Genomic DNA, 26238 nt, shown 5'->3' on the forward strand with positions numbered 1-26238 from the left:
AGAGACACAGAGCAGCCCAATGCGCGACTTCAGCAATGCTCCCAAGGACCAGGCCGACGGCCTGCGCCGTCTGTTCGCCACGGCGCGCGTGCGCGTGGTGCCGGTGGTGAGCAATCCGCATGTGGTGGGAAGCGGCGCGTTGCTGGAAGGCATGTGCGCGGCGTTCGGCGAACTCGGCCTGCACACGCTGGTCGTGGACGCGGGCGAGCAGGCCGCGGCACCGTCGGACCTGGCGGCGGTGGACCTCGCGGCCTGCGTGGAGCCGCTGTCGGCGAAGGTGTCCTTCCTCACCGCGCGCGGACTGCCGCTGCGCTACATCAACGCCAACGGTTCGGCCGCCCAGTTCCTCGAAGCGGTGACCGACGCGGCGCCGTTCGCGGACGTCGTCCTGCTGCATGCCAGCGCCGCGGAACTGAGCCGCGTGCTGGTCTCGCGCGAAGTGCGTCCGGTGCTGCTGGCCGACACCGACGTGCAGAGCGTGACCTACGCCTACGCCGGCATGAAATGGCTGACGCAGCGCGCGGGCCTGATGGTCTACAGCCTGCTGCTGGCCTGCAACCCGCAGCTGCGCCTGGCGGAGCGGATCGCCCAGCAGCTCTCGAGCTGCGGCGACGGCTTCCTCGGCGCGGTGCTGCGCGAGTGGGCCTGCATGGATCCCCGCCAGCCGGTCTCCGCGCCCCTGACGCACGAGCTGCGTCACATGGCGCGCGAGCTGCTGCTGGCCTCGGTACCGGGTGCGGCGCTCGACAGCGCCGCTGATGCGATGCCGCTGCGTCCGCGGCCGATGTGGCAGCCCAAGGCTGGCCGCGCCCCGCAAGGCGTGACCCTCGCTGTGCATTGACGCCGGATTGGAGACGAGACGATGTACACCGCCAAGGGTCAACTCGACAACAACTCGCTGATCCGCCAGTACAGCCCGCTGGTGCGCCGTCTGGCGCATCAGATGATCGCGAAACTGCCGGCCAACGTCGAACTGGACGACCTGATCCAGGTCGGCCTGATCGGCCTGACGGACGCGCTGTCGCGCTTCGACACGGCGCAGGGCGTGCAGTTCGAGACCTTCGCGACGCAGCGCATCCGCGGCGCGATGCTCGATGAACTGCGCGGCAGCGACTGGATGAGCCGTGGCAACCGCCGCCAGCAGCGCTCGATTGAGAGCGCGGTGCACAAGCTCGAGCAGAAGCTCGGCCGCCCGCCGCAGGAGTCCGAGATCGCCGTCGAGATGGGCATCTCGCTGACCGAGTACCAGGAGATGCTGGGCAAGGTGCGCGGGACGCAGCTGGTCTATCTGGAGGACATCTCCGGGGACGACGACAGCGACGACTACCTCGACCGTCACGTCAGCGACGATTCGGCCGATCCGATGTCGATGCTGCGCGACCACCGCATGCGCGAGGCGCTGGTGGAGGCGATCAAGAACCTGCCGGAGCGCGAGGCCTACGTCATGTCCATGTACTACGAACATGACATGAACCTGAAAGAGATCGCCGCGGTGCTGAAGGTGACTGAATCGCGGGTGTGCCAGCTACACAGTCAAGCGATTGCCCGATTGCGCGTGAAGCTGCGCGACTGGTAAAACGAGCCGCACAGCGGCCGCAGTTCTTGTGGTCCATAAACCATGAGGGGAGCGACCGATGTGGGACTCATGGCGCAGGCGCGCCGGGAAGGTGGCGCCAGATGCGTCGGTGGGGGAGCCGACATCGGCTTTCATGAGCCGGCGATGCAAGGCAACACGGCGAAGGTCGTCCGGGAGCTCTCCTCCGGCGTTTCCAAACTGGGCCGTGACGCGGCCGAAGTCCGCGGACTGCTGGAGGACACGCAGAAGGTCGTGACCTCGCAGGCGCAGGCGATGCAGGCGCTGGGCTCGGAGCTGCAGCAGGTCCGGCATGCGCAGGACGGCATCAATCAATCGACGAACCAGACCCGCGAGGCGGTGGGGCGCGCGCGCACGGCCTTGTCGGGCGTGGGCGACGAGGTGGGCGGGATCGTGGCGACGCTGCGGCAGGTGTCCGGGGCGGCGTCCGAGATCACGAAGATCGCGTTGCAGACGCGGCTGGTGGCGTTCAACGCATCGGTGGAAGCCAAGCGCGCCGGCGAAGCGGGCCGCGGCTTCGGCGTGGTGGCGGATGCGGTGAAGGACCTGGCGGCGCAGGTGGAGGCGTCGTCGAAGGCCATCATGGGCACGGTGGGGACGCTGGATGCGCGCATCGGGACCTTCAGCCGGGAGTTGAGGGCGGACGGCTCGGGAGGAGCCGGCGAGAGCAAGATCCTGCAGGCGTTCGCGGATGTGGAGGTCGATGTCGACCTCATCGCGAAATCGGCGCAGGAAAGCCAGGCGACGACGCATCAGCTGGCGGAGCGCTCGGGAGAGCTCGGGGTGGAGATCCAGCAGGCGATGCGCAAGCTGGAGTCGGCGTTCGCGTGCAGCGACCGGTTCCTGCGGCTGTCGGAGCAGATGATCGAGCAGATCGCGTCGAGCGGCATCGAGGTCGAGGACTCCCCGTACATCCAGGCGGTGCAGACCGCGTCGGCCGAGATCGCCGGCTTGCTCGAACGCGCGGTGAAGGAGAAGCGGATCGATGCGTCGTCGCTCTTCGACGAGCAGTACCAGCCGATCGCGGGGACCGACCCGCAGCAGTTCACGACGAGATTCACGCAGATCGCGGATCAGCTGTTCCCGGAGGTCCAGGAGCGGATGCTGAAGTTCTCGGACAAGGTGGTGTTCTGCATCGCGGTGGACCGCAACGGGTACGTGGCGACGCATAACAAGCGCTATTGCCAACCCCAGCGCGCGGGCGACGTGGCTTGGAATACAGCCAATAGCCGATACCGGCGGATCTTCAACGACCGGACAGGGCTGGCTTCAGCCCGGAATCAACGACCGTTCCTTCTGCAAACCTACCGCCGGGATATGGGCGGTGGGAATTTCGTGCTGCTCAAGGAGGCTTCGGCACCCGTCACCGTTGCTGGGAGGCATTGGGGCGGTTTGCGTCTCGCGTTCAATTTCTAATTTTTAACAGGGAGGACGTCATGGAGAGATATGCCAACAATAACGGTGACTCTGGAGTGGTTGCATATGAGATTGGGCAGGGTTCCATCAAGGTTCAGTTTCGAGATGGGATGACCTATCTCTATACTAATGGGTCTACTGGAGCTGCGAATATCGCGGAAATGCAAAGGCTTGCGCGCGCGGGGAGTGGTTTGAATTCATACATTAAGCGAGTGGTTAAAAGCGGTTATGCCTCGAAAGGCTGAAGGCGTCGTTGGTACGTCTGCGATTTTCCTCTCGGCCTTCTGGTCGGGATGGCCCCGGTCGGCTGGCTCTTGTGTAGCTACTGATTCTAGGGAGTCAGGCTAAAGAGTTAAGTCACTGCGGCTTAAAATCCAACAAAAGCCAGTAATCGACGCTGCGGTTGGTTTTCTGCATACTGCGAAGCAGATGCTCAAAACATCGTATTTCCAGCGAATGCTATCGCGCTAAATTATCGTCCCGCTTCTGCGGGCGAGATGGATCTTTCCGCGAGGAGGATCGCACGTTGGAAATCCGTGTTTTGACATCTCGCCCACCCTACGCATTCAATTGCTCAGGTGGTCGTCCCTCAACTGCCTTTTAGTTAAGGACCTCCATCCTATGCTCTCCAATCGCTTCCTTGAAACCGTCGCCGAAAGCAATTTCCGTCTCTCCGAATTCCTGGCCCTCGAACACCTCGACTTGGACCCGGCCCGCGGCGCCCCGGCAGTCCCGCTCCTCGACCGCATGCCCCTTGAGCTCAATTCCGAACGCACCCTGGAGCAGCTCAGCGTCGCCGCCGGCAATCCCTATCGCTATGACATACTCGAAAACGGCAGCTGCTACTGCTATCCGCTCGTGCTCAAGCAGTCCACCACCGTCCGCACCGCCATGTTCAACGTCCGCGAACGCCTCACCCAAGTGATCTCGCTGATGCAGGATTTCGATGTCCCGATGAGCGAGCACCGCGCCAACGGCTGCCTCCGCGATACCGCCCTCGATCTCCTCCACGAGATCGCCAGCTTCTTCGCAGTCATGGAGATCGCGGTCGTCGAGGACCACAACCGCCAGGTGAAGAACTCGATCCAGGCGAGCTGATGTCTCTCACTGGCAGACCCCGAGCCAAACCCCAGACCCCCAAAAGAAAACGAGTGCCCACGCGGGAGCGTGTGGCACTCGTTTTGTTTTGATTGCCTCGCGAGGGATCCATGCAAGTCGCTTTAATTGACCTTGAAGCGCCCCCGGCTCTGATGTGGGTCCCACGACTTGCGCGTGAGCGGTTCGTTATCGACGCGCCTGAGCTTGGCAAGACTTGTCTCGGGCATCGCCTTCACCTTTTCTGAAAGCCTGTTTGATTCGATGGTTACATCGGCTTTAACACACTCAAGCACCGCGACGAAAAGCTCTCTGTACGCAATCATCCACGCCTGAAAGAAGCCGCCAACCAGATTGGCGGCCATTGAAACCCCAGTGATTCTCTGGTTGCCGTTGTCCTCCACGACCGCCTGGATTCTGACTCGAACATCGTCAAAATGATTTACCGAGTGTGCAACCCACTTGTTTCGTAAGTCTCCGACCTGCGCGTGGCGTCGCTGAAGTTCAGAGGGCAATCGTTCAATCAAGCTAGCGTCGACAGCCTTGCGAGCGCCGCTGCCAAAACATCGGCCGTAGCTTATGAATGCAGCTCGACATAGAGCGTGTCGCGTATGCTCCCTACGCATAATTTCGTCTGTCGATAGGCCGGGCGCCGTAGGATCGATCTCGATGTGAAGGTCGCTGAAACGTACGGCTTGCTCCAGATTAATTTGTATGCCATACAAATCTGCTAGCTTTTGTGAATCTGGAACGCAGTATTCGAACTCCTTTAAAACACTCATGCATGCCCCTTGGTTGCGAACAAGATTTTTAGTCTTCTATTGGTTCGACCGGCCAATTCTAAATCATCAATTTCCTAGCCAAGTAATGAAATCGTTTGGATCCAACCTTGGGGTGAGGTATTGATTGACTGTGAGATAGCCTAATGTCTCTCCATTTTTTACAAAGATTGGCGGAGTCGTAGAAAATCTGTTGTAAGGCGACTCTGTCCCGTACGGGCTTCCATATTGAGAATATTGGTTGAATATTGACTCTGCGGCGAACCGGTTTCCATGCGCGCCGTAAGGGTTGATTAAAGAATCGGTGTCAAATTTGTTGCGATTGACGTTTCCGAGAAAAACTCCGCTTGGGGTTTTTAATTGACTTCCGAGAATTGAGTCCGTACTCAATATTTCTGCGAAATTTCGAGTGCCGATATTGGCAAGAAGATCGGCGGCGGTTTCAGGCGGAATGTGGCCAGAATTTATAAGGCTAGTGATTGATTCTAAGAGTTTGGATGCGGCGGGCTTAGGGAGCTGTGTTTCAAAGTAATCTTTGAACCCACGTGGTAGTCTGGGCATCCGAAGCCGACGCATGGGGCGCATGGGTCGAAGAGGCCTCATGGGCCGTAGAGGCCGAAGGCGGCTATGACCTTGAGTATTCATATTTACGAGAAGCCGGTCATCATTTGATAGCGTACCAATGTAAGAGCCATCGGCGGCGCTATATACGTCGTCACCATCTTCTATAAAGCCGATCCAGTTGCAGTTTGGATCAAATAGATGATTGCCTTGTACGAATGCAACGTATGCTCCGCTGGTGTTGAATATATACCGCACGGACATTAATTGTCTCCCCAAAATGCATAGTACAGTCCGACAATCTGAAATACAATACCAAGCGCAAGAATAGCCCACCCCGTGGTCGCTAATGCATTATTTCCGCCTGTCAGAATGTTAATTGCAAATCCGACTGGTATGGCTGCTGCTGCTTGGAAAACGGCGCCGGTTCGCGCTCTTGTTTTTGCGTGGTCATAGCCGCTGACATACGTATTTGCAGTATTGAGTTCATTTTTCAACGAGCCATTTTCGTTGTTGAGTCTATTGTGATCATGCAACAGCATGGTCAGCGCTGGCTTGTTTTTCAATAGGTCATCAACCGTGACTCCGGCGAGACTCGACTGGATAAAGCCAAGTGGATTGATAAGCGGAGATGCAGGAATTGGTGGAACCGTTGCGGCCGCAGCCGGAGTCGCCGGTGCAGCCGGCTGAGCAGGGGTATTCGGACTGGTTGCCACGTGGCGCTCCTGTGGGCGGATGTGTTTTTCGTCTTGCGGAATTAATGTATTGCCAGTTGGCGCTGGCTCATAGAGATCCGCTGTTGCCGGGTTGGCCTGAGCGCAACATTCTTAATTGCATCTCACGCGGCTACCGCTCTCGGAATGAATCCCCGATCCGTCAACGCCCTGATCACCCCCCGCAGCAGCATGCTGTTGCTGAACCCGAGCGTGTACTGCCGCGCCTCCGGATGCGTCGGCTGCAGCATCCCGTTGTCCAGCAGCCTGCGAATCTGATACGTGCGCTGCTGGCTGCTCATCCCGGGCATTGCTTCGGCCAGGTCGGCCGACTTCACGACCTTCTTGTTGATCGCCACCTTCAGGATGCGTTCCTCTTGCGCCGTGATCAGCTGGCGCGCTCGCGCATGGGCCAACGCCGGATGTAGGATCTCCGCGGTGAGGTTTCCATAGTCCGCCAAGCGGTCGAGCTTGCGCACTTCATCCCGCACGCCTGAAAGCACATAGGTGCACCACGCCTCCAGCGCTTCATCGGTCCCCGAGTCCGCCAAGGACAGCATCTCGTAGTACTTCTCGCGATCCGCGCAGAAGACTGCGGCGGGGTTCAACAGTCGCCCGTCTTCAGCGCTCACCCTGAACCCGTACTTGATCAGCAGCGCGTAAGTGAAGAGCCGCACGACGCGCCCATTCCCATTGCCGAATGGGTGGATCCATGCGAAGCGGTGGTGCGCGAGCGCCACCTTCATGAGGTCGTACTTGCGTTGGTCGTCGCGGTTGACGAAGTCGATGAGCTCCTGCATGTAGGCATCGACTTGCATCGCGTCAGGCGGTGCGTGCTCCGACAGCGCGATTTCCACTGCGCCGCTGCGGTAGGCGCCAGGTGTCTTGTCACCCTCGCGCTGGAGACCGTCAACGGTCATCGCATGCAAGCCGCGCAGGAGATGCGCGGTGACCGGCGATCCGGGCGTGATGGCGCCCTCGATCTCATCCATGGCGAGTTCGATGTTCCCGATCTCTCGCAAAGCATCCGCTTCCACCAGCGAGGGCTCCGACGACTTGGGATCCGCGAACTTGGTCTCGACGTAGTCGGCCAGCGTCGTGTGGTTCCCCTCGATCCGAGCGGACGCCAAGCTCTCCAGCAGATGGAACACCTGCTTGAGTTGGAAGAACACCGTCGGGGGCGTCGATCCCTTGATCTCAAGCCGCCTCAGTTGCTCCAGGTCCGTCAGGACGTCGAGCAGTGGCGACGAAAAGTTGGGGTTCAACAGGCGCAGCGGATGGTCGACGAACTTCGCCATGATGTGTTGTGTAAGTTGAATCGCTCTTTTTGGTATGTTGAATCTTGTAGGAATTTCTTCGTTCTGACAATGACTTAGATTTTTCGTTGTCGGTCGGTATGTTGAATTTAGATTTTTGGGATGTTGAATGGACGGCTGCGGCCATGTCGAAAAGACGCCCGAGATCTGCATGGCGTGGCCCTCGTCCAGCGGCGCGTCTTCCCGTGTCGATCCGTGAGGTCAGCGGTCGTGCGTGTCAGGTCATGCCCGTTGCCGAGCTGGTCGGCACGAAGCAGATCTTCCGGTTGATGCTGCCGATCGGCCTTGATCGCAGGGGGCGGGGCGGTCCTCGCGCTCGACGAGCTCGACCTGCACCGGAGGCGGACCATTGGCTAGGTTAGGCTTCCAGCCGCTCACCTCCACAAACCCTCGGCGATGTCCATAGCTCGCGAACCTTGCATCAAATGCGGCGCAGTCATCCTTGCTGACCATGGCGTAACGCTCAAGACGGTCGCACAGCTTTCGACGCTGCCGCCGGCGAACTACGCCGAAGAGATCGCAAGGCTGGAAGGCCTTCCGCTGGAGGTCGCGCAGGAGTTCGTCGATCACAGGATGGGGCATCGCTGCAACAGGACCGATCCCCCATGTCCGCTCTGCTCGTCACCAGTCAATACCTGGCACGCCACCGGCTGTCGGACCTGCGGTTGGCGGCGGAATTCAGGGTGGGAGGGGCCGCTCCCAATGGCGCCTGAAGCACACCGATAGAACGGTCGCCAGCGACCGCCGAGGGGACCCAACCGGCGCCCACGCACGAGTCCGCCGCTTTTACCCCTCGGGCATCTGCAACCGAGTCCGCATTTCCGCCGCGTACTCCGTGAACCCCAGCGATCGGTAGAGCTCCCGCGCGTCCTCGGTCGCGCCGAGCCGGACCTCGTTGATGCCCAGCCCGCGCAGGTGCTCAAGCGCGGTCACGACGAGCGCCTTCGCGACCCCGCGGCGGCGATGGGTGTCGGCGGTGAAGACATTTGTGACCCGGGCCATCTGGCCGCCGGGATTGCCGCGTGTCGGTCCCCAGTCCAGCAGGATCACGCCGGCGCCGCCCGCGACGACGCCGTCGTCGACGGCGAACCAGCCTAGATAGCTCCCGGACCCGATGCGCGGCTTCACCCAGGCCGAGTAGGCGGGGCGACGCTCGACATCGTCCTCTCGAAAGCAGCCATGCGCCGCGACTTGATCAGCGTCGGAAGGGGCGACGCGCCGGATGATCCAGGGGGTTTCCATGCGGGCATTGTCGGTGGCTCACCACGGGCCTTGCCGGCGCTGCTAACGCTCGTCCAGCGGCTTGAAATCACTCATGGGAATGAGCTGGCAGGCCATGTGGCGGTACGTATCGTCCGGAGCGCAGATCGAGGCCATCTCGGTCTTGCTCTGCTTGGCCGCGTCAGAAACGGTTGTCGCTCTCCAACACGCCTCGGAGACGTGGCGCATGTCGGGATACATGACGAGCGCGCTTTTCCACGGCGAGCCCTTGGTGGTTGACGGATCGATGCACCCGCCTGCCACGTCCCTGCAAGCCATCGCGTGACCCACGTCCAGGTGGTGCGTCACCGCGCTGTACGCGCAGGGCTGCGCGGACAGCGCGTATTGATCACCGCCCCGCGTCGCTACGGCGAAGTGGTCCTTGGCGTTGATGGACGGCATGCGGTACGTCGGCACGCCCGGCTGCACCGCATGAGCGGTCAAGGTCAGCAGTGCCAGGATGACTGCGGTGCTCGATGGCAGAACGTGATGGCTCTTCATGGGTGCATTCTCCAGGCGCGGATCTTATGAGCGGGACGTCCCGGCCAATCCGACGCTTGATCGCATCCAGTGAGCCCACGGAGCGACTGACCTCGGAACGCGCGACCCATAATCCCGCGCATGAAACTCATCGTCGCAGTTCACTTCGATGGCGCGCAGGCGAATGCCGCCGCCGTGGCGTTCGATGCCTGGGATGCCGCTGAAGCGGAGAAGACTTACGTCTCGCGCATCGCCCATGTCGAGAAGGCTGTCCGCGGAGAACTCGACCTGCGGGAATTGCCCTGCGTGATGCAACTGCTGCGCGAGCACAACCTGGAACCCGAGCTCCTCCTGATCGATGGCTTCGTCCATCTGGATGCCGACGACACGCCGGGTCTGGGCCAGCACCTGTACCACGCGCTGGGTGGCCAGGTGCCCGTCGTCGGCGTGTCGAAGAAGAGCCTGCCGGGTCTGTCGTCGCAGTTCGAGGTCATGCGTGAAGAGGAAACGCCGCCGCTGGTGATGACCTGCGCGGGCATCGACATCGGCGCGGCCAAGGTGCGACTGCGATCCATGCACGGCAGGAAGCGCGTGCCGACGCTCGTGAAGCTCGCCGCCCGCCTCGCGAAGAACGCGGACTGATAGAGTGCCCCGCGCCGCCCATTGGCGGCGTGACAACCCCAAGGGAGATGGAGCGATGAGCGAGCGCAATCAACGGCTGGATGATCTGCTGGCCGACAAGAGGCCCGAGATCGAAGCGCACTGGACGTCCATGCGCGAGGGGGAAGGCTCGGCGCATACGCAGGCGGCGACCGACGCCATCGATGCCGAGATCCAGGCGTTCTTCGATCGTCTGAAGGCCTTGCCGGAGCCGGCGACGGACGCCTTGGTGCTGGCCGAGATGAAGCAACTCTACGATGGGTTGTATGAGGTCATGGAGGCCGCCGACGATGGCCTGCTCGAAACCGACGAGCGGGAGCTGCTGGTCCCGCTGTTCATCGACGCCGCGGCAGTCTGCGGTGTGGATCCCGACGAATACGACGGTGAGCCGGGTGGGGAGTACCGGGACTTCTGAGCGGGGATCAACACGCGGGCCCTTGCAAAGGGCGCGCATCGGAGGAGTGGCACTGATGAACGATCTTTGGAAACAGCTCGAGGACTGGCTCGCCGCCAATTGGCCGGAGGGGCTCGCTTCCCTCAACCCGCCCGCGACAGACGAAGAGATCTCCGCGCTGGAGCAGGCGCTCGGCGCTCGGCTTCCTCAAGACTTCATCGACTGCCTGAAGATCCACAACGGGCAGTCGGACTCGGCCGGCGGCCTGTTCGACAACGCCGACTTCCTGTCCACCTCCGCCATCCTGGACCAATGGACGGTCTGGAAAGAACTGCTCGACTCGGGGGACTTCGAGGGCATCGAGTCCGAACCGGAAGAGGGCGTCCGCAACGACTGGTGGAACGCGCGCTGGATCCCTTTCACCTACAACGGCGCAGGCGATCACTATTGCCTCGACCTCGCGCCGGATGAGGCCGGGCAGGTCGGCCAGGTCATCACCATGTGGCACGACTCGAGCGAGCGGGAGATCCTGGGGAACAGCTTCGCGGCATGGCTGAAGCAGTACGTATCGGATGTCCTGGCCGGCGAGTACGTGTACTCGGACGATTACGGCGGTCTGGTTCCCAAAGAGGACGCCTGACGCTGCCAGCGGGCGAACCGGCAACGCCTGGCCCCTCATTGCACCTCGACGTCTCGGGTGAACTCCCGTGTCGTCCGGACTGAGAGATCGATCCCAAGTGGAAGGTCTTCGGCAAGGGGTCCTTCCACTGCATCCGTCTGATACGGGCCTGCGAGGCCTCCATCCGGACCGGCGCGGCGGTGGTGTTCTGCCGAGACCGGGCGTGTGCGGCCGGAGGTGATACAAGCTCCCTATCGCCCCGCTCGGCCAGGAAGTGCCCCAGGGCACCGAACCTGCCGCCCCGTCGCCGATGCCATTGATCCCTTCACCGAGTCCTTCCGACCCCCGCGCCGCCGACCTGCGCCGCATGAAGCGTGTCGCGCTGGGCTGCCTGCTCGCGTCGCTCGCCGGCCTGATCGTGAGCCTCCTCATGGGCGCTCAAGGCCCCTGGGCTTGGCTCAAGGCCTTCTGCGAGGCCGCCGCCATCGGCGGCCTGGCCGACTGGTTCGCCGTCGTCGCGCTGTTCCGCCACCCGCTCGGGATTCCGATCCCGCACACCGCGCTCATTCCGCAGGGCAAGCACCGCATCGCCGACAGCCTCGCCGAGTTCGTCCGCGACAACTTCCTCCGCCCCGAGGTGTTGCTGCAGAAGCTGGAGATCCTCAACCCCGCCGAGCGCCTGGGCCAGTGGCTGCGCGAGCCCGCCAACCTCGCGCAGGTGACCGGCTCCGTCCGCACGATGGCCGTCGAGGCGCTCTCGCTGCTCAACGAGCAGGCCGTGCGCCGCGCCATCGGCGAGTTCCTCGTCGCCCGCGCGCTGTCCTGGAACGCCACCGGCACGGCCGCCTCGGTCCTGGACGTGCTGACCAAGTCCGGTCGCCACCAGGACGTGCTCGACGGGGCGCTGTCCAAGCTGCGCGACTACCTCTCCACGCCGGAGGTGAGGGCGCTCGTCGCCGCGCGGCTGGTGAAGTTCGCCAGCACCCAGTGGCCGAAGGCCGTCAAGCTCGTCGACACCATCGCCAACGTCGACAAGATGGCCGACAGCCTGTCCGACAAGCTCGCGCTGCAGCTGGTCGAGGAAGTGCAGACCGCGCTCTCGCAGCCGGACCATTCGGTGCGCCGCCAGTTCGACGACTGGATCCACGAGTTCATCGAGCGCCTGCGCCACGACCCCGAGTTCGCCAGCGAGGTCAACGCGATGAAGGACCGCGTCGTGCAGAGCGACGACGTCCGCGCCTACCTCGACGGCGTCTGGACGGAAGTCCGCGCCATCATCGAGCAGGACCTGCGCCGCGACGACTCCGTGCTGATGCGGCACCTGGACCAGTCGCTGGCGGCGCTCGGCGACCGGCTGAGCCGCGATCCGGCGCTGGTGCAGGCGATCAACAAGCACGTGCTGTCCGCCGCGGAGCGCATGGTCGGCAGCATGCGCGAGGGCGTCACGCGCCACATCGCGTCGACCGTCAAGGCCTGGGACGACCGCAGCCTCGTGCGGCAGATCGAGCTCAGCGTCGGGCGCGACCTGCAGTTCATCCGCTTGAACGGCACGCTGGTGGGCGGCGTGATCGGGCTGCTGCTGTACGCGGTGACCGTATGGATGACCCGCTGAGTGCGCGTGCGTCCGACCTCACATGATGACCAATGGCGTGGGGAGAGGCCAGTGCGCACCTGCAGGCGGAAGTCGCGCAGCAGATCCGGATTGACGTCGATCTGACTCAATACATCGGGACGGGACAACACCTGGACCTCCGTCAGGCTGAAGACGGACTTGGCGATCTCTGGACCTGGGAGCACCAGAGCGCGTACCCGCCCCTTGGCGCCTTGCACGTAGATCCCGGAAAGCGCTCGCCACAGGATCGTGGCCTCCGCATAGCGGGACATGAGGTTGAGGTGCTTGGCCACGCGCAGCGCGTGATCGAACAGGGATTCGCCCGAACTCCGCCACATGGAACTGTCGCAGTCGGTCCTCGAGAGTGACGTAATCGAACCGAACGGGATCTTGCCGCCTGGCGATGGCCAGGCATTCCCAGGCGCTCAAGCGCTGCTTCTCCTCGCCCTGAGGTGTGCCCTCGGCTGTTGACGCTTCGAGCTTCAACAGCGAACCGCTGTAGACGACTGTTTTGTCCGGCGGCGCCGGCAACCTCCGACGCACTTCAGGATGTTGTCGAAGGAACGACAGAAATCGCGTCAGTGCAGGATCGAGTGTCGCCATGGTCGCGTCTCCCCCTTGGAATGGCCTCGGTTATAGAGCGTGCGCACTACCGGGCCAAGTCCTTGGACTAGGGGGCGACGTCGCGGATGGGTGACGCGCTGCATGCGGGACCTCTCGCCCTTAGACTCCAGCCGTCGCCAGAACAGGAATCGCCACCATGCCCCGTTACGTCGCCTTCCTCCGCGGTGTCAGCCCGATGAACGCCCGGATGCCGGACCTGATCCGTGCGTTCGAGGCTGCCGGCTTCACGCGGGTGAAGACCGTGATCTCGAGCGGCAATGTCGTCTTCGATCACCCCGGCGCACCGGTCGACGAGCTCGAACGCATCGCCGAGCAGGCGATGACCGACACGCTGGGCAAGACCTTCGGCACCACCGTGCGGCCGGTCGAACACCTCAGACAGATCGTCGACGCCGAGCATCACGCCGTCTTCAATCCACCGGCCGCGGCCAAGCAGCTGATCACCTTCCTGAAGAAGCCGCACGAGGGCCAGGTCTCGCTGCCGCTCGAAGGCGAGGGCGCCGCGATCTGCAAGCTCGACGGCGTCGAGGTCTACAGCCACTACCTGCCCAACGACAAGGGACCGCTGTTCATGACGATGCTGGAGAAGACCTTCGGCAAGCAGATCACCACGCGCACCGTCGACACCGTGCGCAAGTGCATCAAGGCCTGACGCTCACGACAGCACGTTGTAGAGCCGCAGGATCCACCACTGCTGCACCGCCAGCGCGACCAGCACCAGCGCCCATTGGAAGCGCCGGCTGGTGACCAGCGCCGCGACGCCGCACAGCACGATGGCCGCCGCCGTCTTCACGCCGTAGGCCGTGCCCAGTTCCTGCAGGTGCGCCACGCCCTTGAGCGCACTGTCCGCCACGTCCAGCAGCAGCGTGAACGCGAGGATCCCGAAGAACCAGCGTCTTCGCGACTGGAAGTAGTCCGCGGTAGCCGCCGTACTCGGCGATGTCGTCGGGGAAGAGGATCGCGCACAGCAGGTACAGCACCGCGCTGTAGCCGACCACGAACGCGAACTGCAGGAAGTGCCACGGGCCGATGCGGCTCAGCGCGAATTCCCACCACCAGAAGTGGATCAGCGTCACCAGCATGTAGAGCGCCCACAGCAGGTGGACGCCGTCGACCTCCAGCCGGCCCGGGTGCTGCACGAACTTCGCCAGCCCCGACAGCAGCCGCGCGATCGACAGGCTGACCACCATGCTCAGCACCATCCGGATGTGGATGAACTGGGTCGGATCGATCGCGGCGTGGTCCATCGGTCGGGCTCCTGGCGCGGCACCGGTTCGTGGCGCCATCGAGGGCAGTCGAGCAGGACGGCGGCGTCAGGCGCGCCGCCACGGACGCATGATGCGCCTCAGGCCACGCACGCCCGGTTCTTGCCGGTGCGCTTGGCCTCGTAGAGCGCCTCGTCGGCGCGGTCCAGCGCCTGCTCCATCGTCTCGCCCGCGCGGAACAGCGTCACGCCCGCCGAGAAGGTGACGAACACGTCGCGTCCCTCGTGCATGAACAGGCTGGCCGACAGCGAGCGCTGCAGCCGCAGCAGCACCGCCTGCGCCTCCTCGAGCGGCGCCTCTGGCAGGATCAGCACGAATTCCTCGCCACCCCAGCGCCCGACCTTGTCACCCGGTCGCAGCAGCCCCGACACCCGCGACGCCAGCGCCTTCAGCGCCTCGTCGCCGGCCGCATGGCCGAGGTTGTCGTTGAGCTTCTTGAAGTTGTCGATGTCCAGCAGCGCCAGCGCCAGCGGCTTGGGATCTCGGTCGAGCTTGGCCCGTTCGGTCTCGAAGGTCGCGATCAGGCCGCGCCGGTTGGCCACCTGCGTCAGCTGGTCGGTCTGGACCTCGCTGGACAGCCGGCGCAACTCGCCTTCCAACTGCTCGACGCGCCCGGCGAGTTGCGTCGCACGGTCGTGTTCGTCGCGCAAGCGGCCTTGCGTGTTCTGCACCAGCGACTGCACGCTGCGGCTTTCCTCGACCATCTCGCGCACGACGCCCGCCAGGCTCTCCAGCGAGTCCGCCTGTTCGATCACGGTCGCGTACTTGCCCACGCTGTCGCTGAAGCGGTCGGTGTGCTGGCCGAGTTCGCCGAGCTCCTGCAGCATGCGGTTGATCAGGCCCTTGAGCGCGTCGCGGGCGCGGCCGCGTTCCTCGCGCAGGCTGGCGCCGGCGCTCGCGCGTGCTGTGCAGCAGCTCGCTGACCGAGCGCACGCTGCGCGCCGTCAGGCCCTGCGCCAGCGTCTGGCTCATCGCCTCGCACTGGCCTTGCGCCCAGGAGTCGTCCTCGGCCAGGTCGGTCAGGCTGCCGGTCAGCTCGCCGCAGAGCTTGCCCAGCTCGGTGAACGCGTGATTGCGGTGGTCCAGCCAGCGCCGCGCGCGGATGCACAGCGCATCCATCTGCGCCGAGCGCTCGGGCGTCGCGCCGTCGCGGATGAGCTCCGCATGCGCCACGCCCAGTTCGTCGATCAGTTCCTGCGCCCGCGCGTCGTCCGAGCGCAGTGCGTGCCGCACGGTGCCGTTCAAGTGCGTGCCGACCTCCTGCCACGATTGCAGGCCGGCGTCGGAGGTGGCCGACGTCCCGGTGGCCGCGGTGTCTGCGGTCGAGCCACCCATCAGCGTGTCGAGCGTGCCGTAGCGCCCGCCTTCCGCATTGGGGCGCTGCCGCGGCGCCGGCCTCCGCCGGCGGTTGGGCGATCTCTTCGTCGGTGAAGAACTGCGTCGGCGTGCCGGCGCGCTCTTCGTCCTCGTCGTCATCGTCCTGTGCGACCGATGCGGCCCGCGCCGCGCCGGAGCCGACCGTGGACGGCAATTCATCCAGCGGGGCCGGTTGCGTCTCGACGCGCGAGTCGCCTACGTCGCTGTCCCAGCTCGCGACCAGTTGCTTCAGGCGCAGGGTCAGTCGTTGCGGGTCGCTGCGATTGCTCTGCAGCACGCGCAGCACGCCGTCCTTCTTGCGCGCCAGCGTCCATTGCCGGCCGCCGCGTTCCAGGCCGCGCATCATCCGTTCGATCAGCTGGGCCAGTTGCTCGGCCTGGGCGCCGGGGCCGTGGGTCTGCTGCAGCCCTTCCAGCGCGCGCTGGAGCTCGTCCCACCTGCCTTCGCGCACCTGCGTCGCGAAGCCCTGGCGCTGCTGCGGATCCGGCACGGCCAGGCCCAGCAGCCGCGCCACCGATGCCTGTGCACGTTCGGAACTGCGTGCCCGCGCCGCCGCGGGCGGGCTCGCCGGACTCCTGCGCATAGGCGCGGCGTAGTTCTCGGGGGTGGGTTCCAGCTTGTCCAGCGCCAGCCGGCGCAGGGCCGCTTTTGCCAGGAGAGCGGGGGGCTGCTGCGGCATCGGTCGGAGCTCGGTGAAAACAGGGAAGGGCGCTGACGCTCGCGGCCGGAACCGGGATCAGCGTGTCGGAAGGTCTTCGCCGGCGTCGGACGTCGGCAGGATCCAGGGAGCCTTGCGCGGCAGCACGGTCTGCGCGAGCCAGCGCTCCAGGTCGTCCGGTGGCAGCGGTTTGCTGAACAGGAAACCCTGCATCAGGCTGCAGTCCAGTCTGCGCAGCACTTCCATCTGCCGCAGCGTCTCGACGCCCTCGGCGATGACCTGCAGGCCCAGCGAGCGCGCCAGCGCGATGATCGCGGTGACCACCGCCGAGCTCTGCGGCGTGATGCCCAGGTCGCGGACGAAGCTGCGGTCGATCTTCACTTCGGAGATCGGCAGCGTCGTGAGATACGCCAGCGACGAGTAGCCGGTGCCGAAGTCGTCGATCGAAATCTCGACGCCGACCTCGTTGAGCCGGTGCAGCGACGGGATCACGCTCTGCAGGTCCTTCATCAGGCCGGTCTCGGTGATCTCGAGCTGGATCGCGCGGTGCGGCACGCCCCACTGGCTGACGAACTGGTGGATGTGCTCGACCAGGTCCGAACGCTCGAACAGCCGGTTGGGCAGGTTCACCGCGATGGATTCGCTGAAGCCGAAATTCAGTTGCCAGACCTTGGCCTGGCGCGCGGCCTCGCGCAGCGCCCATTCGGACAGCGGCACGATCAGGCCGGTCTCCTCGGCCAGCGGGATGAAGTCGCCCGGCGGCACCAGCGTGTTGCCGCGCCGCCAGCGCATCAGCGCTTCGGCGCCGACCATGCGGGCGGTGCGGACGTCGATCTTGGGCTGGTAATGCAGCACCAGCTCGTCGCGCTCGATCGCCTTGTGCAGCGCGGATTCGAGCTCGAGCTTCGCGCCCGCGGCCCGCCAGCATCGGCGAGTACAGCGCCGACGCGTTCCGGCCCTGGTTCTTGACCGCGTACATCGCGACGTCGGCGTTGCGCAGCAGGTCGGCCATCGTCAGGCCGTCGCGCGGGTAGAGCGAGATGCCCACCGACGCGGTCACGAAGCATTCCTGGCCGGCGATGAAGATGGGTTCGCGCAGGGCGTCCAGCACGCGCTGGGCGACGCGCTCGGCATCGCTCTCGTCGCCGACCTCGGGCAGCAGCGCGACGAACTCGTCGCCGCCCAGGCGGCCCACCGCCTCCAGCGTGCGGTGCGAGCGCGTGCCGACCGATTCCAGCATCCCCTCCATCACCTGGTCGCTGTGACGCACGCAGGAACGCAGGCGGCGGCCGACCTCCATCAGCAGGTCGTCGCCGGCGGCGTGGCCCAGCGTGTCGTTGATGACCTTGAAGCGGTCCAGGTCGATCAGCAGCAGGCCGACCTCATGACCCATGCGACGGCCGGCCTCGATGGCGCGCTCGGCGCGCCACATCAGCTGGCGGCGGTTGGGCAGGCCGGTCAGCGCGTCGAAGTTGGCCAGCTCGCGGAATGCGGTCCTCCGCCATGCGGCGGTCGGTCACGTCCTGGATGACGCCGGTGTAGCCGCAGGCGTTGCCGTGCTCGTTGAACTCGGGCTCGGCCTCGATGTGGATGACGCGCTTGCGGCCGTCCAGCAGCGTGAACGGCAGGTCGGTCACCAGCACCGAGTTGTGGGCGACCACGTCGCGCAGCAGGCGCATGAAGAGCAGGCGCTCCTCGCGCGGCACCATGCGCATCACGCCGATGAAGTCCAGCGGATCGGCGGGCCCGCGGCCGAAGACGCGCAGCGCCTCGTTGGCCAGCTTGAAGCCGTGGCCGGTCTGCCACTCGAGCCGCCCATGCGGGCCAGGTCTTGCGCGCGGGCCAGCTTGGACTTGCTGCGCTCCAGTTCCTGGCGCGTGCGCGAGCTGCGCAGCATGTAGCGCAGCCGGCCGGCCAGCAGCCGCCATTGGGTGGACTTGACGAAGAAGTCGGTCGCGCCGGCCTGGTAGGCGCGGTTGATCGAGGCCTCGTCGTCGAGGCCGGTCAGCATCAGGATCGGCGCGTTCTCGAAGCCGGGCAGGTTGCGCAGGCGCTCGCAGGTCTCGAAGCCGTCGAGGTCCGGCATCAGCGCGTCCAGCACGATCAGCTCGGGCGTCCATTGCGTGACCAGCTGCAGCGCCTGCTGCCCGCCGGTCAGCGCGGTGACCTCGAAGCCGTGTTCCTGCAGCGCCGCCTCGATCAGCATCAGGTTGACCGCGTCGTCGTCCACCAGCAGGACGCGCGGCCGTTCGATCAGTTCGCCTTCCTTCACGACGCGGCTCATCGTGGGGGGTGAAGCAGTTGTTGCATGGCGAGGCGGGCGGCGGCGATGTCGTCCAGCACGGTCCCGATGAGGTCGGCCAGGCCGTCCTCGCGACCGGCGCGGGCCAGGCCTTCGATCTCGGCGCAGCGCTGCGACAGCACCGTCGCGCCCAGGCTGGCCGCGGCGGACTTCAGGGTGTGCGCCACGTGGCGCAGCGCGTTCAGGTCGCGGGGCGCGTCGCGCCCCTGCGCGAGGATCTGCTCCTGTTGATCCAGCGACTTCAGGAAGGCGGCCACGACACGTTCCAGCAGATGGTTCACGCCGGCCGGGTCCAACTCGCGCAGACGGGCGAGCGCCTGATCGTCCAGCACGGCGGGTTCGGGCTGTGTCCGGGAGGGCATGGTCGTGGCGTAGTCTGGTGACATCTTCTGATCATGGCGCCGCAGGAGGTTCCACGCGGAGTTGCAGACCATTGTCGTTCACCGCAAGGATGCGAGCGTGCGAAAAAGCAGTCAATTCTGGTGTTCTTGGAGACGCCGCTCGGGGTAAGTCCTGGGGTGGGTGTCGCATCCATGCCGCCTGACGCGAAGCGCCGGGCATCCCCGCCCCGCGTTCGAGGCCCGGGGGTCAGCGCTTGCCTGCCTACAATGGTCCGCATGAACAGGTTGGGGGAAGCCGCGGCGCGCCGTCGGCCATGGAAGGGAGCCGCGCTGGCCTTGGGGCTGGCGGTCGTGGTCCTGCTTCTCCTGCTGGCGCTCAACCTCGAGCCCACCGGCCCCGGCCTGGTGCTGACCGCCGTGATGGCGGGCGCCGCGCTGATGATCTTCGTGGCCGCGCTGACCTGGCACCTCGCGGTGCGGCTGGCGCGGGCGCAATTCGGCGAGCTGCTGCGCGAGAGCCGGCAGCAGGCGTCGTCGCTGACGCAGCTGCAGCCGGACTGGCTCTGGCAGACCGACGCGCAACATCACCTCGTGCGCTGGCAGGCGCCGCAGGGCGCGCCCGCCTCGAGCTGGGCCGGCACGGCGATGAACGGCGCCGTGACGCAGCGACTGTGGGAACGTTTTCAGTCCTTGCCCGTCCTGTCCCCCGGGCCGGACGATTCACCGCCGGACGGCCTGCTGCCGGATGTGCGTCGCCATGTCGAGCCGGGACAGAGCTTCGACCGCCTGCGTGTCGTCGACGGTCAGGGCCGCCGCTGGGAACTGCGCGGCCAGGCGACGACCGACGCCGCGGGCCGATTCGCCGGTTATCTCGGCGCGGCGCGCGTGCTCGATGAAGCGTCGGCGACGAGTCCGGACACGGCACCGTCGGGCGCCTCGGCGGGGGCTGTCCCCACCGCCACGACGGACTGGCTGCAGGCACTGCCCGGCCCCGCCTGGCTGTTGAGCGACGGCGGCGGTGCGGGCGGCGGGTCCGGGTCGTCCACGCGCCTGATCGATTTCAACGAGGCGGCCGCGCAGATGATGGGCGGCTCGGAAGCCCGGGGTCAGCTGTGGGCGCGCCTGCGAGGAAAGACTGCCCGAGGAGCTCCGCCAGGCGCTGGCGCAGCCCGACCTGCAATCCGGCAGCGCGTGCGGCGCCTGGTGGCTGTGCCTGACGGCGCTGCCGCATGGCGGCGGCACGCTGCTGACGCTCTGGCCGCAGGGCGCGGTCGAGACCGTGCCGGCGGCGCTCGCGATGCAGGCTGCGGAGCAGGCGCGGGCCGACCAGGCCTCGTTCAGCTACACCGTGTCGCACGACCTGCGCGCGCCGCTGCGCGTGGTGGAAGGCTTCACCCGCATCCTCAAGGAAGACTACGGCCGGCTGCTGGACCGCGCCGGCAACGACCACCTGGACCGGGTGCTCGGCGCGTCGACGCGGATGCACAGCATGATCGACTCGCTGCTGGCGTTGTCGCACCTGTCGTCGCAGGCGCTGCGGCACGAGACGGTGGACCTGTCGCTGCTGGCGTCGCAGGTGCTGGACGAACTCCGCCGCGGCGCCCGAACCGTGCGGTCGATGCCCAGGTTCAGCCGGGTCTGCGCGTGCAGGGCGATCCGACGCTGCTGCGGATGGTGCTGGAGAACCTGCTCGGCAACGCCTGGAAGTACAGCGGCAAGCGCGACCACGCCGAGATCCGTTTCGAATCCGAGCAGCGCCAGGGCGAGCGGGTGTTCGTCGTCACCGACAACGGCGCGGGCTTCGACATGCGTTTCGCGGACCGCCTCTTCGGCGTGTTCCAGCGGCTGCACAGCGCGAGCGACTTCCAGGGCACCGGCGTCGGGCTGGCGTCGGCGCGGCGCATCGTGCGCCGGCACGGCGGCGACATCTGGGCCGAGTCGGAAGTCGGGCAGGGCGCCCGGTTCTACTTCACGCTGCCGAACTGAGCGGCGACAGATCCGCGTCCGTCGGGGGATGAGCCGCCGGGCGGATCAGCTCCCGAGCGCGAGCTGCTCGACCGCCTCGACGATGCGTCGGGCCTGTTCCCCGGTTTCGACCGACTGTTCCGCGGCCATGCGCTCCAGGCGCGACAGCGCCTGCGCGCGTGTCAGCGAGTAGCGGTGCATCAGCACGCCCAAGGCCATCGCCTCGATCACTTCGAGTGACGCGCTCGGCTCGACGGCTGGCGCCGGCGGGGCCGCGACGGTGCGCGCGGGTCGGTTGGCGAAGGCGGCCTCGACGGCGGGGACGATCTGGTGGATGTCCAGCGGCTTGACGAGGTAGGCGAGGGCGCCGAGTTCCTTCACCTTGGCGATGGTGGCCTCGTCGGCGAAGGCCGAGAGGAACATGAAGGGCAGCTGCAGGTAGTCGCGCAGGTAGCCGGCGACGTCGAAGCCGGTCATGCCTTCCATGCGGATGTCGAGCAACGCGAGGTCGGGGCGGTGCTGGCGCGCGATGAGGATGGCGTCGTCGCCGTTGTCGGCGTCGAGCACCTCGTAGCCGGCCTGGGCGAGGCCGTGCGTCAGGGTGGCGAGCACCAGCCGGTCGTCGTCCACGACCAGGATGCGGCCCTTGCCGCTCGCGCCCACGTCCTTGCTCACGCTGTCCACGCTGCTCCCGAATCCAAGGCAACCCCGATCAACGGGGGACTGGAGATTGTCACCGAAATGCCGTGGACGGGTCCGCAGGGGCCGGACCCCGGTTTCGGGTGGTCACAACCGACCCCGCGGGCCGGGCGAAGCGCTGCCGTCGACGTGCGAATCGGGAATGCGTTGCACACACGCGGAGAGTGCCGACACGGATGCGGCGGACAGTCCCTGATCACGGCAACTCTGCGCCCATTGATCGAGCGCGGCCTCTTCGACCTCGTCGATGACGGCGCTGGCGCCCGCCTCGTCGAGGTCGAAGCTCGTGGCGGCGGACAGCATGTTTTCGCGCGTGGCCCACGCGCCGAGATCGCCGACGCCCAACGCCTGTTGACGGACCCTGGGAGGCCGCAGCGCAGGGACGATGTCGTAGGCGGGCGCGAGGCGGAAGGCGTCGGGACGTTCCTCGTCCGCCAGCATGCCGTGATTCCGATCGTGATCGTCACCGTTGCCGACGACGGCGTTGAACACCATGCGCCGGAACAGCTCGCGGCGGTCTGCCGCGCTGCGCGCGGAGAGCCGACCCAACTCGCGCGCAAACCGAGGATACGAGCCGAAGAAGCTGTAGCGCTGGGTCGATTCCCCGCTGGCCAGCAAGGTGCGCGCGCTGAGGAATGCATCGCGTGTCCATCCCCCGTCGCGCGCGGTGCGGTCAAAGCGTCGCACGAGCAGCACGTCGAGCTCCGCGATGGAGACCACTTCATGGACGACTGCCCGGATGCCGCATCGGCTCGCGAGCGTCAACGCCGCGGCTTCCAACCGTGCCATCGGCGCTTGCGCCGAGTCGCGCCGCGACGGGAACTTCACCAGCCACTGCTGACGGCCGTCGGCAATGGTGATCTTCGGTCGCGCGCCGCCGAGGCCCGTGTTGGGCAACAACTGGCGCTCCAGCTCCGGTGGCAAGGGACGTTGGAGATCGAGCGCCGATACGACATGACACGCATCTTCAAGCCAGGACCGATCCCAAGGATCAAGCCATTCAGGCAACCGCTCTGGAGATTCGCTGAACGCCAGATGACCGACATGATCCTGTTGCGATTTCAGCAGGTAGTCGATCGGCGACGATTGCTGACCGTAGGCGCGATCGATGACAAAGCGGCCCCAGTCGTCTGGGGATGCATCGGCGATGACACCGAAGAGTCCGCCGAGCGATGCCGTTGTCTTTGGGGAGTCGTTCAACGGCAGAGCAATTGGATCGATTGGCAAGGCGTCGTTGCGTTCCAGATAGCGACGACCATAGACGAACGCTCCTTGAGCCGATCCATTCGCAACGGCCTCGTGCGTGAACCGGCCGCACAACGTCGGTTGCGTTTCCCCAGGTAGAAAGCACCAGACGTAGGCGGACTTAGAAGTCATTGTCGGTAGCTCTTCTCACACGCACGCGCCGGCCATGTGCGCCGAGTTCGAGCGTGAGTCCGGTGTGGTCCAGACCAGCATCCGCGACCACATCGATCTGTTCGTTGAGTCCGAGCGCCCAGAGCGCGCGTAGATAGGCGCCGAATCCAGTGCCGAGGTCTCCGCGTTCAATCGCCGCGATCGACTTTGTCGACAGGTCCGCCCGGGCGGCCAGGTCTTCCACGCGCCAACCGCGACGAGTGCGTGCGGCACGGACTCGCGCGCCAAGCGCGCTGGCTTGGGCGATGAGTGCGTCTGGATAGGGTCTGGCCGGCGTTCTCACGAAATGACTCCTTCGTGGAATATTAGCCTAGTGCCTTATTTATGGAAATAAAAGCGGTTTAATTGGTTTAATAAAGGGCTTTACAGCGCCTCCAGCAACTGCACCCCCGGCGGCCACAGGCTGAGCTCGCAGACGACCTGATCGCCATCCTGCGTCAAGCCGAGCAGCGCGCTGCGCCTGGGCAGCAGCGCGCGCACCAGACCCAGTCCGGACACGCCGCCGCGCACCTGCGCGAGGTCGAATCCCGCCGGCAGCGTCCCCTGGTTGACGATGCGCAGCACCACCTGCTCGGGATCGAAGCGCAGTTCGCAGCGCACCGGCGTCTCGCCGCCGTGTTTCACCGCGTTGGTGAACAGCTCGTTGAGCGTCAGCGCGATCGGGATCGCCTCGGCCTCGGGCAGGCCCCAGCGGTGCGACTGCTCGGCCATCGCGCCGTCGATCTCGACCAGGATCTCCCGTCCGAACATCCGCTGCACCGAGCCCATCACCGCCTCGACGACCTTGCGCAGCCGCAGCGGTCCCGACATCCCCACCTGCAGCCCGTTAGACCTGCGCGATCGCCTGCACCTGGCCGACGGCCTCGTTGATGACCGTCCGCACCTCGGGCCGTCGGGCGGCGATCTGCTGCAGCAGTCCGGCCACGCCCTGGAGGTTGTTCTTGATCCGGTGGTGGACCTCGCGCACCAGCAGCTCGCGCTGCGCGATCGCGGCCTCCAGACGGGCGGCTTCCTGCGCGCGCTGCTGCGTCACGTCGGTGGCGACCAGCAGCAGCTGCTCCGGCTCCAGCTCGCCGCTCGGCGTCGTTGACGCCGGCCAGATGCAGCAGGCGCGCGTCCCAGATGCGCGCCTGTCCGCGAACGGTCAGCCGGTACTCGCGCTGCAGCACCTCGCTGCTCTGCAGCGCGAATTCCATGTCCGAGCGGATTGTCTCCGCCTCGTCGCCGCTGCCGAAGAGTGCTTCCAGGCTCGCGCCGAGCAGCTCTTCCTCCGGCCGGCCGGCCAGAGCGGCGGCGGCCTGGTTGATCTGGCGCACCTGCAGCGTGCGCGCGTCGTGCAGGCTGATGGCGATGGGCGCGGCCTCGATGATCCGGTGCAGCGAGGCCTGCGCCTGCTGGCTCTGCGCCTCGGCCTGGCGGCGGCGTTCGATGTCGAGCAGCGCGTAGGTCAGCTGGCGCGAGCTGTCCGGCCCGACCGTCGCCACGGCGTTGCCGACCACCCAGAACTCCCGCCCGTCGCGCGCGACCACGCGGCATTCGAAGGTCTCGGCCTGGCCCTCGGGCAAGTCGTCGAGGTAATGCGTCTGGCGGAACGGATCATCCGGCGCCTCGGTCGCGACGCTGCTGATCGGCTGCCCGGCGAATTCCGGCAGGTCCCCGCCGAACATCCGCCGCGCCGAGCGGTTCATCCATTCGATGCCCTGCCGGCCCACCGTCACGATGCCCACGAGCACCGAGTCGAGCACCGCGCGCTCGCGCTCCGTCTGCAGGTTCAGCGAATGCTGCAGCAGCTCGTTGCGCTCCTGCGCCTGCTGGTGATCGGTGATGTCGACGGTCAGCACCGAGGTCGTCTTCTGGCCCGAGGCCAACTGGCCGATCTCGACACGCGTCATCAGCCAGCGCAGTCCGTGCTCGGGATGCCGGACCGCGTAGCGTGCCACCGTCGGCGTCGCCTGCTTCAGCGCCTGCTGGAGCTTCTCGTATTCGGCGCGCGATTCGGGCTCGACCATGTCGCGGTTGACGCCCTGCAGTGCGGGCGCCGGCCGCATGCCCTCGTCGCCGGGCACCGGCGGCGACGGTGGCGCGCCGGTGCCGGGCCGCGACCAGCCGCCTTCCGCCTGGAAGGTCGCCAGCCCGACGCCAGCCGTGTCCATCAAGGTCTGCAACTGCTGCTGCGCAAGCTCCAGATCCTGCTCCGCGCTGCGATCCTCGAGCATCACCAGCGTGCGCGGTCGCGTCCACGGGCCGCTCAGCCGGCGCGCGCGCACGCGGATCCAGCGTCGACGATCGCCGGGCGGCGCGAGCAGTGCGTTGCGGTGCGTTTCCTGGCCGGACTCCGGCGCCTTCGCATGCAGGAGATCGCGCCACTCGGGCGGCAGCTCGTGCAGGCTGATCGGCATCTGCGGACTCAGCCGCCGGCACAGCGCCGCGAATGCGCCGTTGAAGCGCAGCAGCAGGCCCTGGTCGTCGTGCATCAGCGCGGGCAGGGGACAGAGGTCGAGCCACTGGTCGATCTCCGACTGCATCCGTTCCGCGCGTTCCCGCGCCGCGAGTTCGGTGCTGTGGTCCTGCAGCAGCGCCAGGCCCAGCCCGCCGTCCAGCGGATGCACCCAGGCCTGCAGCAGGTGATCGCGGCCCTGGTCGTCGACCAGACGCAACTCCTGCGCCTTGCCGCTGGGCAGCAGGTGCTCACCTTTTCAGGGAGACCTCGCCCATCAGCCCCTGCAGCCGCGCATTGGTCAGCAAGACCTGGCCCTTGGCGTCCAGGACGAAGGCCGGCCACGGTCCTTCCCACAAGCCGGCGAGCAGGTCGGCCAGCGCCAGGCCGCGCGCGGTCAGCAGCGCGCGCAGCGCGTCGAGATCGGGGGAGGCGAGGGGGAGTTGCGTCGACACGGGCCGAGTTTATGCCGGGTGGAGGCCGCCTATCTGCAACGGATTGAGCGTTGGCCGCCAGGTCGCAGGGCCCTGGCGGCAAGCGCCAGAACCCTGCGACCTGCCGTCCCGGACCGCCGTCCTACTTCCACGGTTTTGCGACCGGGGACTGCAATGAAAAAGGCCTCGCGGGGTTGCCGGCGAGGCCTCGTTGCTGTGGG

Annotated in this window: 29 protein-coding genes and 3 pseudogenes; 11 read left to right on the top strand and 21 right to left on the bottom strand. The window is 65.9% G+C overall.

Annotated elements, in window-relative coordinates; all coding sequences use genetic code 11:
- Positions 1-19 precede the first annotated feature (19 nt).
- The 4 genes from ACFJIX_RS14960 (at position 20) to ACFJIX_RS14975 (ending at position 4108) form a co-directional block, all read left to right on the top strand.
- Positions 20-841 carry a MinD/ParA family protein gene (locus ACFJIX_RS14960; RefSeq protein WP_377161341.1) on the top strand — a complete coding sequence of 274 codons (822 nt, stop codon included), beginning with the start codon at positions 20-22 and terminating at the stop codon, positions 839-841.
- A gap of 21 nt (positions 842-862) precedes the next feature.
- Entirely contained in the window at positions 863-1576 is a 714-nt protein-coding gene (locus tag ACFJIX_RS14965) for an RNA polymerase sigma factor FliA (protein WP_377161343.1), read from the top strand.
- A 69-nt stretch (positions 1577-1645) separates the two neighbouring features.
- A complete protein-coding gene (locus ACFJIX_RS14970; RefSeq protein WP_377161345.1) occupies positions 1646-3010 on the top strand; it encodes a methyl-accepting chemotaxis protein in 1365 nt (454 codons plus the stop codon).
- A 621-nt stretch (positions 3011-3631) separates the two neighbouring features.
- Positions 3632-4108, top strand: a complete 477-nt coding sequence (locus tag ACFJIX_RS14975) for a hypothetical protein (RefSeq protein ID WP_377161347.1) — start codon at positions 3632-3634, stop codon at positions 4106-4108.
- A 122-nt stretch (positions 4109-4230) separates the two neighbouring features.
- Here ACFJIX_RS14975 and ACFJIX_RS14980 read toward each other — a convergent pair whose 3' ends face one another.
- From ACFJIX_RS14980 to ACFJIX_RS15005, 6 genes are all read right to left on the bottom strand, one after another.
- On the bottom strand, positions 4231-4887 hold the full coding sequence (locus tag ACFJIX_RS14980; RefSeq protein ID WP_377161349.1) for a hypothetical protein: 657 nt from the start codon (positions 4885-4887) through the stop codon (positions 4231-4233).
- A 66-nt stretch (positions 4888-4953) separates the two neighbouring features.
- Positions 4954-5709: a 4-fold beta flower protein gene (locus ACFJIX_RS14985; protein WP_377161351.1), complete on the bottom strand. Its 756-nt coding sequence runs from the start codon at positions 5707-5709 to the stop codon at positions 4954-4956.
- Positions 5709-6161: a hypothetical protein gene (locus ACFJIX_RS14990; RefSeq protein ID WP_377161353.1), complete on the bottom strand. Its 453-nt coding sequence runs from the start codon at positions 6159-6161 to the stop codon at positions 5709-5711. Before ACFJIX_RS14990 ends, ACFJIX_RS14985 begins: the two co-directional genes overlap by 1 nt.
- 122 nt (positions 6162-6283) lie before the next feature.
- Positions 6284-7456, bottom strand: coding sequence for a Fic family protein (locus ACFJIX_RS14995; protein ID WP_377161355.1), 1173 nt, complete (start codon positions 7454-7456; stop codon positions 6284-6286).
- An 804-nt stretch (positions 7457-8260) separates the two neighbouring features.
- A complete protein-coding gene (locus ACFJIX_RS15000) occupies positions 8261-8716 on the bottom strand; it encodes a GNAT family N-acetyltransferase (RefSeq protein ID WP_377161357.1) in 456 nt (151 codons plus the stop codon).
- A gap of 42 nt (positions 8717-8758) precedes the next feature.
- Complete coding sequence (locus ACFJIX_RS15005) at positions 8759-9235, bottom strand: hypothetical protein (RefSeq protein WP_377161359.1); 477 nt, start codon at positions 9233-9235, stop codon at positions 8759-8761.
- A gap of 120 nt (positions 9236-9355) precedes the next feature.
- On the opposite strand from ACFJIX_RS15005, the gene ACFJIX_RS15010 reads away from it, so the two are divergent.
- The 5 genes from ACFJIX_RS15010 to ACFJIX_RS15030 all read left to right on the top strand — a co-directional run bounded on the left by ACFJIX_RS15010 (position 9356) and on the right by ACFJIX_RS15030 (position 13775).
- Positions 9356-9856: an endonuclease V gene (locus tag ACFJIX_RS15010; RefSeq protein WP_377161361.1), complete on the top strand. Its 501-nt coding sequence runs from the start codon at positions 9356-9358 to the stop codon at positions 9854-9856.
- A gap of 55 nt (positions 9857-9911) precedes the next feature.
- A complete protein-coding gene (locus ACFJIX_RS15015; RefSeq protein ID WP_377161363.1) occupies positions 9912-10289 on the top strand; it encodes a hypothetical protein in 378 nt (125 codons plus the stop codon).
- A gap of 55 nt (positions 10290-10344) precedes the next feature.
- Entirely contained in the window at positions 10345-10908 is a 564-nt protein-coding gene (locus tag ACFJIX_RS15020; RefSeq protein WP_377161787.1) for an SMI1/KNR4 family protein, read from the top strand.
- Positions 10909-11254: 346 nt separating this feature from the next.
- Entirely contained in the window at positions 11255-12499 is a 1245-nt protein-coding gene (locus ACFJIX_RS15025; protein WP_377161365.1) for a DUF445 domain-containing protein, read from the top strand.
- Positions 12500-13259: 760 nt separating this feature from the next.
- Complete coding sequence (locus tag ACFJIX_RS15030) at positions 13260-13775, top strand: DUF1697 domain-containing protein (RefSeq protein ID WP_377161367.1); 516 nt, start codon at positions 13260-13262, stop codon at positions 13773-13775.
- Here the strand turns inward: ACFJIX_RS15030 and ACFJIX_RS15035 are convergent.
- From ACFJIX_RS15035 to ACFJIX_RS15070, 8 genes and pseudogenes are all read right to left on the bottom strand, one after another.
- The gene (locus ACFJIX_RS15035) at positions 13765-14370 is read right to left on the bottom strand and encodes a hypothetical protein (protein ID WP_377161369.1); all 606 of its coding nucleotides are present in this window, start codon (positions 14368-14370) and stop codon (positions 13765-13767) included. The genes ACFJIX_RS15030 and ACFJIX_RS15035 overlap by 11 nt on opposite strands.
- A gap of 98 nt (positions 14371-14468) precedes the next feature.
- The gene (locus ACFJIX_RS15040; RefSeq protein WP_377161371.1) at positions 14469-15215 is read right to left on the bottom strand and encodes a GGDEF domain-containing protein; all 747 of its coding nucleotides are present in this window, start codon (positions 15213-15215) and stop codon (positions 14469-14471) included.
- Between the two features lie 8 nt (positions 15216-15223).
- Positions 15224-16444 (bottom strand): hypothetical protein, encoded by a 1221-nt coding sequence (locus ACFJIX_RS15045; protein WP_377161373.1) that lies wholly within the window; start codon positions 16442-16444, stop codon positions 15224-15226.
- A 57-nt stretch (positions 16445-16501) separates the two neighbouring features.
- Positions 16502-17278 carry a putative bifunctional diguanylate cyclase/phosphodiesterase gene (locus tag ACFJIX_RS15050; protein ID WP_377161375.1) on the bottom strand — a complete coding sequence of 259 codons (777 nt, stop codon included), beginning with the start codon at positions 17276-17278 and terminating at the stop codon, positions 16502-16504.
- A gap of 145 nt (positions 17279-17423) precedes the next feature.
- Positions 17424-17855, bottom strand: a pseudogene (locus ACFJIX_RS15055) (diguanylate cyclase domain-containing protein); the annotation flags it as partial.
- Positions 17806-18141 (bottom strand): PAS domain-containing protein, encoded by a 336-nt coding sequence (locus ACFJIX_RS15060; protein ID WP_377161377.1) that lies wholly within the window; start codon positions 18139-18141, stop codon positions 17806-17808. The pseudogene ACFJIX_RS15055 and the gene ACFJIX_RS15060, both read right to left, overlap by 50 nt.
- Positions 18138-18707, bottom strand: a complete 570-nt coding sequence (locus ACFJIX_RS15065) for a PleD family two-component system response regulator (protein WP_377161379.1) — start codon at positions 18705-18707, stop codon at positions 18138-18140. The genes ACFJIX_RS15060 and ACFJIX_RS15065 overlap by 4 nt, the downstream gene beginning before the upstream one ends.
- Entirely contained in the window at positions 18704-19087 is a 384-nt protein-coding gene (locus tag ACFJIX_RS15070) for an Hpt domain-containing protein (RefSeq protein ID WP_377161381.1), read from the bottom strand. Before ACFJIX_RS15070 ends, ACFJIX_RS15065 begins: the two co-directional genes overlap by 4 nt.
- A 1276-nt stretch (positions 19088-20363) precedes the next feature.
- Here ACFJIX_RS15070 and ACFJIX_RS15075 point away from each other — a divergent pair.
- Together ACFJIX_RS15075 and ACFJIX_RS15080 are read left to right on the top strand one after the other, a co-directional pair.
- Positions 20364-20531, top strand: a pseudogene (locus ACFJIX_RS15075) (PAS domain-containing sensor histidine kinase); the annotation flags it as partial.
- A gap of 179 nt (positions 20532-20710) precedes the next feature.
- Entirely contained in the window at positions 20711-21052 is a 342-nt protein-coding gene (locus ACFJIX_RS15080) for an ATP-binding protein (protein ID WP_377161789.1), read from the top strand.
- A gap of 45 nt (positions 21053-21097) precedes the next feature.
- Here the strand turns inward: ACFJIX_RS15080 and ACFJIX_RS15085 are convergent, their stop codons facing one another.
- The 7 genes and pseudogenes from ACFJIX_RS15085 to ACFJIX_RS15115 all read right to left on the bottom strand — a co-directional run bounded on the left by ACFJIX_RS15085 (position 21098) and on the right by ACFJIX_RS15115 (position 26038).
- Positions 21098-21706: a response regulator gene (locus ACFJIX_RS15085; protein WP_377161383.1), complete on the bottom strand. Its 609-nt coding sequence runs from the start codon at positions 21704-21706 to the stop codon at positions 21098-21100.
- Between the two features lie 111 nt (positions 21707-21817).
- Positions 21818-23107 carry a type II toxin-antitoxin system HipA family toxin gene (locus ACFJIX_RS15090; protein WP_377161385.1) on the bottom strand — a complete coding sequence of 430 codons (1290 nt, stop codon included), beginning with the start codon at positions 23105-23107 and terminating at the stop codon, positions 21818-21820.
- Positions 23097-23429, bottom strand: a complete 333-nt coding sequence (locus ACFJIX_RS15095; protein WP_377161387.1) for a helix-turn-helix domain-containing protein — start codon at positions 23427-23429, stop codon at positions 23097-23099. Before ACFJIX_RS15095 ends, ACFJIX_RS15090 begins: the two co-directional genes overlap by 11 nt.
- A gap of 80 nt (positions 23430-23509) precedes the next feature.
- Positions 23510-23956 carry an ATP-binding protein gene (locus ACFJIX_RS15100; RefSeq protein ID WP_377161389.1) on the bottom strand — a complete coding sequence of 149 codons (447 nt, stop codon included), beginning with the start codon at positions 23954-23956 and terminating at the stop codon, positions 23510-23512.
- 16 nt (positions 23957-23972) lie between these two features.
- The gene (locus tag ACFJIX_RS15105) at positions 23973-24179 is read right to left on the bottom strand and encodes a histidine kinase dimerization/phosphoacceptor domain -containing protein (protein ID WP_377161791.1); all 207 of its coding nucleotides are present in this window, start codon (positions 24177-24179) and stop codon (positions 23973-23975) included.
- Between the two features lie 76 nt (positions 24180-24255).
- A pseudogene (locus ACFJIX_RS15110) lies at positions 24256-25671 on the bottom strand (PAS domain-containing protein); the annotation flags it as partial.
- Between the two features lie 163 nt (positions 25672-25834).
- Positions 25835-26038, bottom strand: a complete 204-nt coding sequence (locus tag ACFJIX_RS15115) for a hypothetical protein (RefSeq protein ID WP_377161391.1) — start codon at positions 26036-26038, stop codon at positions 25835-25837.
- Positions 26039-26238: the final 200 nt, after the last annotated feature.

The organism is Roseateles sp. UC29_93 (assembly GCF_042695725.1).
Lineage (GTDB): Bacteria > Pseudomonadota > Gammaproteobacteria > Burkholderiales > Burkholderiaceae_C > Roseateles > Roseateles noduli_A.

Coding starts and splice junctions, on each gene's coding strand:
- ACFJIX_RS15070 (WP_377161381.1), bottom strand. CDS start 19,087: ATGCCCTCCCGGACACAGCCCGAACCCGCCGTGCTGGACGATCAGGCG.
- ACFJIX_RS15000 (WP_377161357.1), bottom strand. CDS start 8,716: ATGGAAACCCCCTGGATCATCCGGCGCGTCGCCCCTTCCGACGCTGAT.
- ACFJIX_RS15025 (WP_377161365.1), top strand. CDS start 11,255: ATGAAGCGTGTCGCGCTGGGCTGCCTGCTCGCGTCGCTCGCCGGCCTG.
- ACFJIX_RS14980 (WP_377161349.1), bottom strand. CDS start 4,887: ATGAGTGTTTTAAAGGAGTTCGAATACTGCGTTCCAGATTCACAAAAG.
- ACFJIX_RS15040 (WP_377161371.1), bottom strand. CDS start 15,215: ATGCTGCAGGAGCTCGGCGAACTCGGCCAGCACACCGACCGCTTCAGC.
- ACFJIX_RS15010 (WP_377161361.1), top strand. CDS start 9,356: ATGAAACTCATCGTCGCAGTTCACTTCGATGGCGCGCAGGCGAATGCC.
- ACFJIX_RS14995 (WP_377161355.1), bottom strand. CDS start 7,456: ATGGCGAAGTTCGTCGACCATCCGCTGCGCCTGTTGAACCCCAACTTT.
- ACFJIX_RS15005 (WP_377161359.1), bottom strand. CDS start 9,235: ATGAAGAGCCATCACGTTCTGCCATCGAGCACCGCAGTCATCCTGGCA.
- ACFJIX_RS14965 (WP_377161343.1), top strand. CDS start 863: ATGTACACCGCCAAGGGTCAACTCGACAACAACTCGCTGATCCGCCAG.
- ACFJIX_RS15035 (WP_377161369.1), bottom strand. CDS start 14,370: ATGGACCACGCCGCGATCGATCCGACCCAGTTCATCCACATCCGGATG.
- ACFJIX_RS15015 (WP_377161363.1), top strand. CDS start 9,912: ATGAGCGAGCGCAATCAACGGCTGGATGATCTGCTGGCCGACAAGAGG.
- ACFJIX_RS14970 (WP_377161345.1), top strand. CDS start 1,646: ATGGCGCAGGCGCGCCGGGAAGGTGGCGCCAGATGCGTCGGTGGGGGA.
- ACFJIX_RS15045 (WP_377161373.1), bottom strand. CDS start 16,444: ATGCCGCAGCAGCCCCCCGCTCTCCTGGCAAAAGCGGCCCTGCGCCGG.
- ACFJIX_RS14960 (WP_377161341.1), top strand. CDS start 20: ATGCGCGACTTCAGCAATGCTCCCAAGGACCAGGCCGACGGCCTGCGC.
- ACFJIX_RS15065 (WP_377161379.1), bottom strand. CDS start 18,707: ATGAGCCGCGTCGTGAAGGAAGGCGAACTGATCGAACGGCCGCGCGTC.
- ACFJIX_RS14975 (WP_377161347.1), top strand. CDS start 3,632: ATGCTCTCCAATCGCTTCCTTGAAACCGTCGCCGAAAGCAATTTCCGT.
- ACFJIX_RS15030 (WP_377161367.1), top strand. CDS start 13,260: ATGCCCCGTTACGTCGCCTTCCTCCGCGGTGTCAGCCCGATGAACGCC.
- ACFJIX_RS15090 (WP_377161385.1), bottom strand. CDS start 23,107: ATGACTTCTAAGTCCGCCTACGTCTGGTGCTTTCTACCTGGGGAAACG.
- ACFJIX_RS15100 (WP_377161389.1), bottom strand. CDS start 23,956: ATGTCGGGACCGCTGCGGCTGCGCAAGGTCGTCGAGGCGGTGATGGGC.
- ACFJIX_RS14985 (WP_377161351.1), bottom strand. CDS start 5,709: ATGTCCGTGCGGTATATATTCAACACCAGCGGAGCATACGTTGCATTC.
- ACFJIX_RS15020 (WP_377161787.1), top strand. CDS start 10,345: ATGAACGATCTTTGGAAACAGCTCGAGGACTGGCTCGCCGCCAATTGG.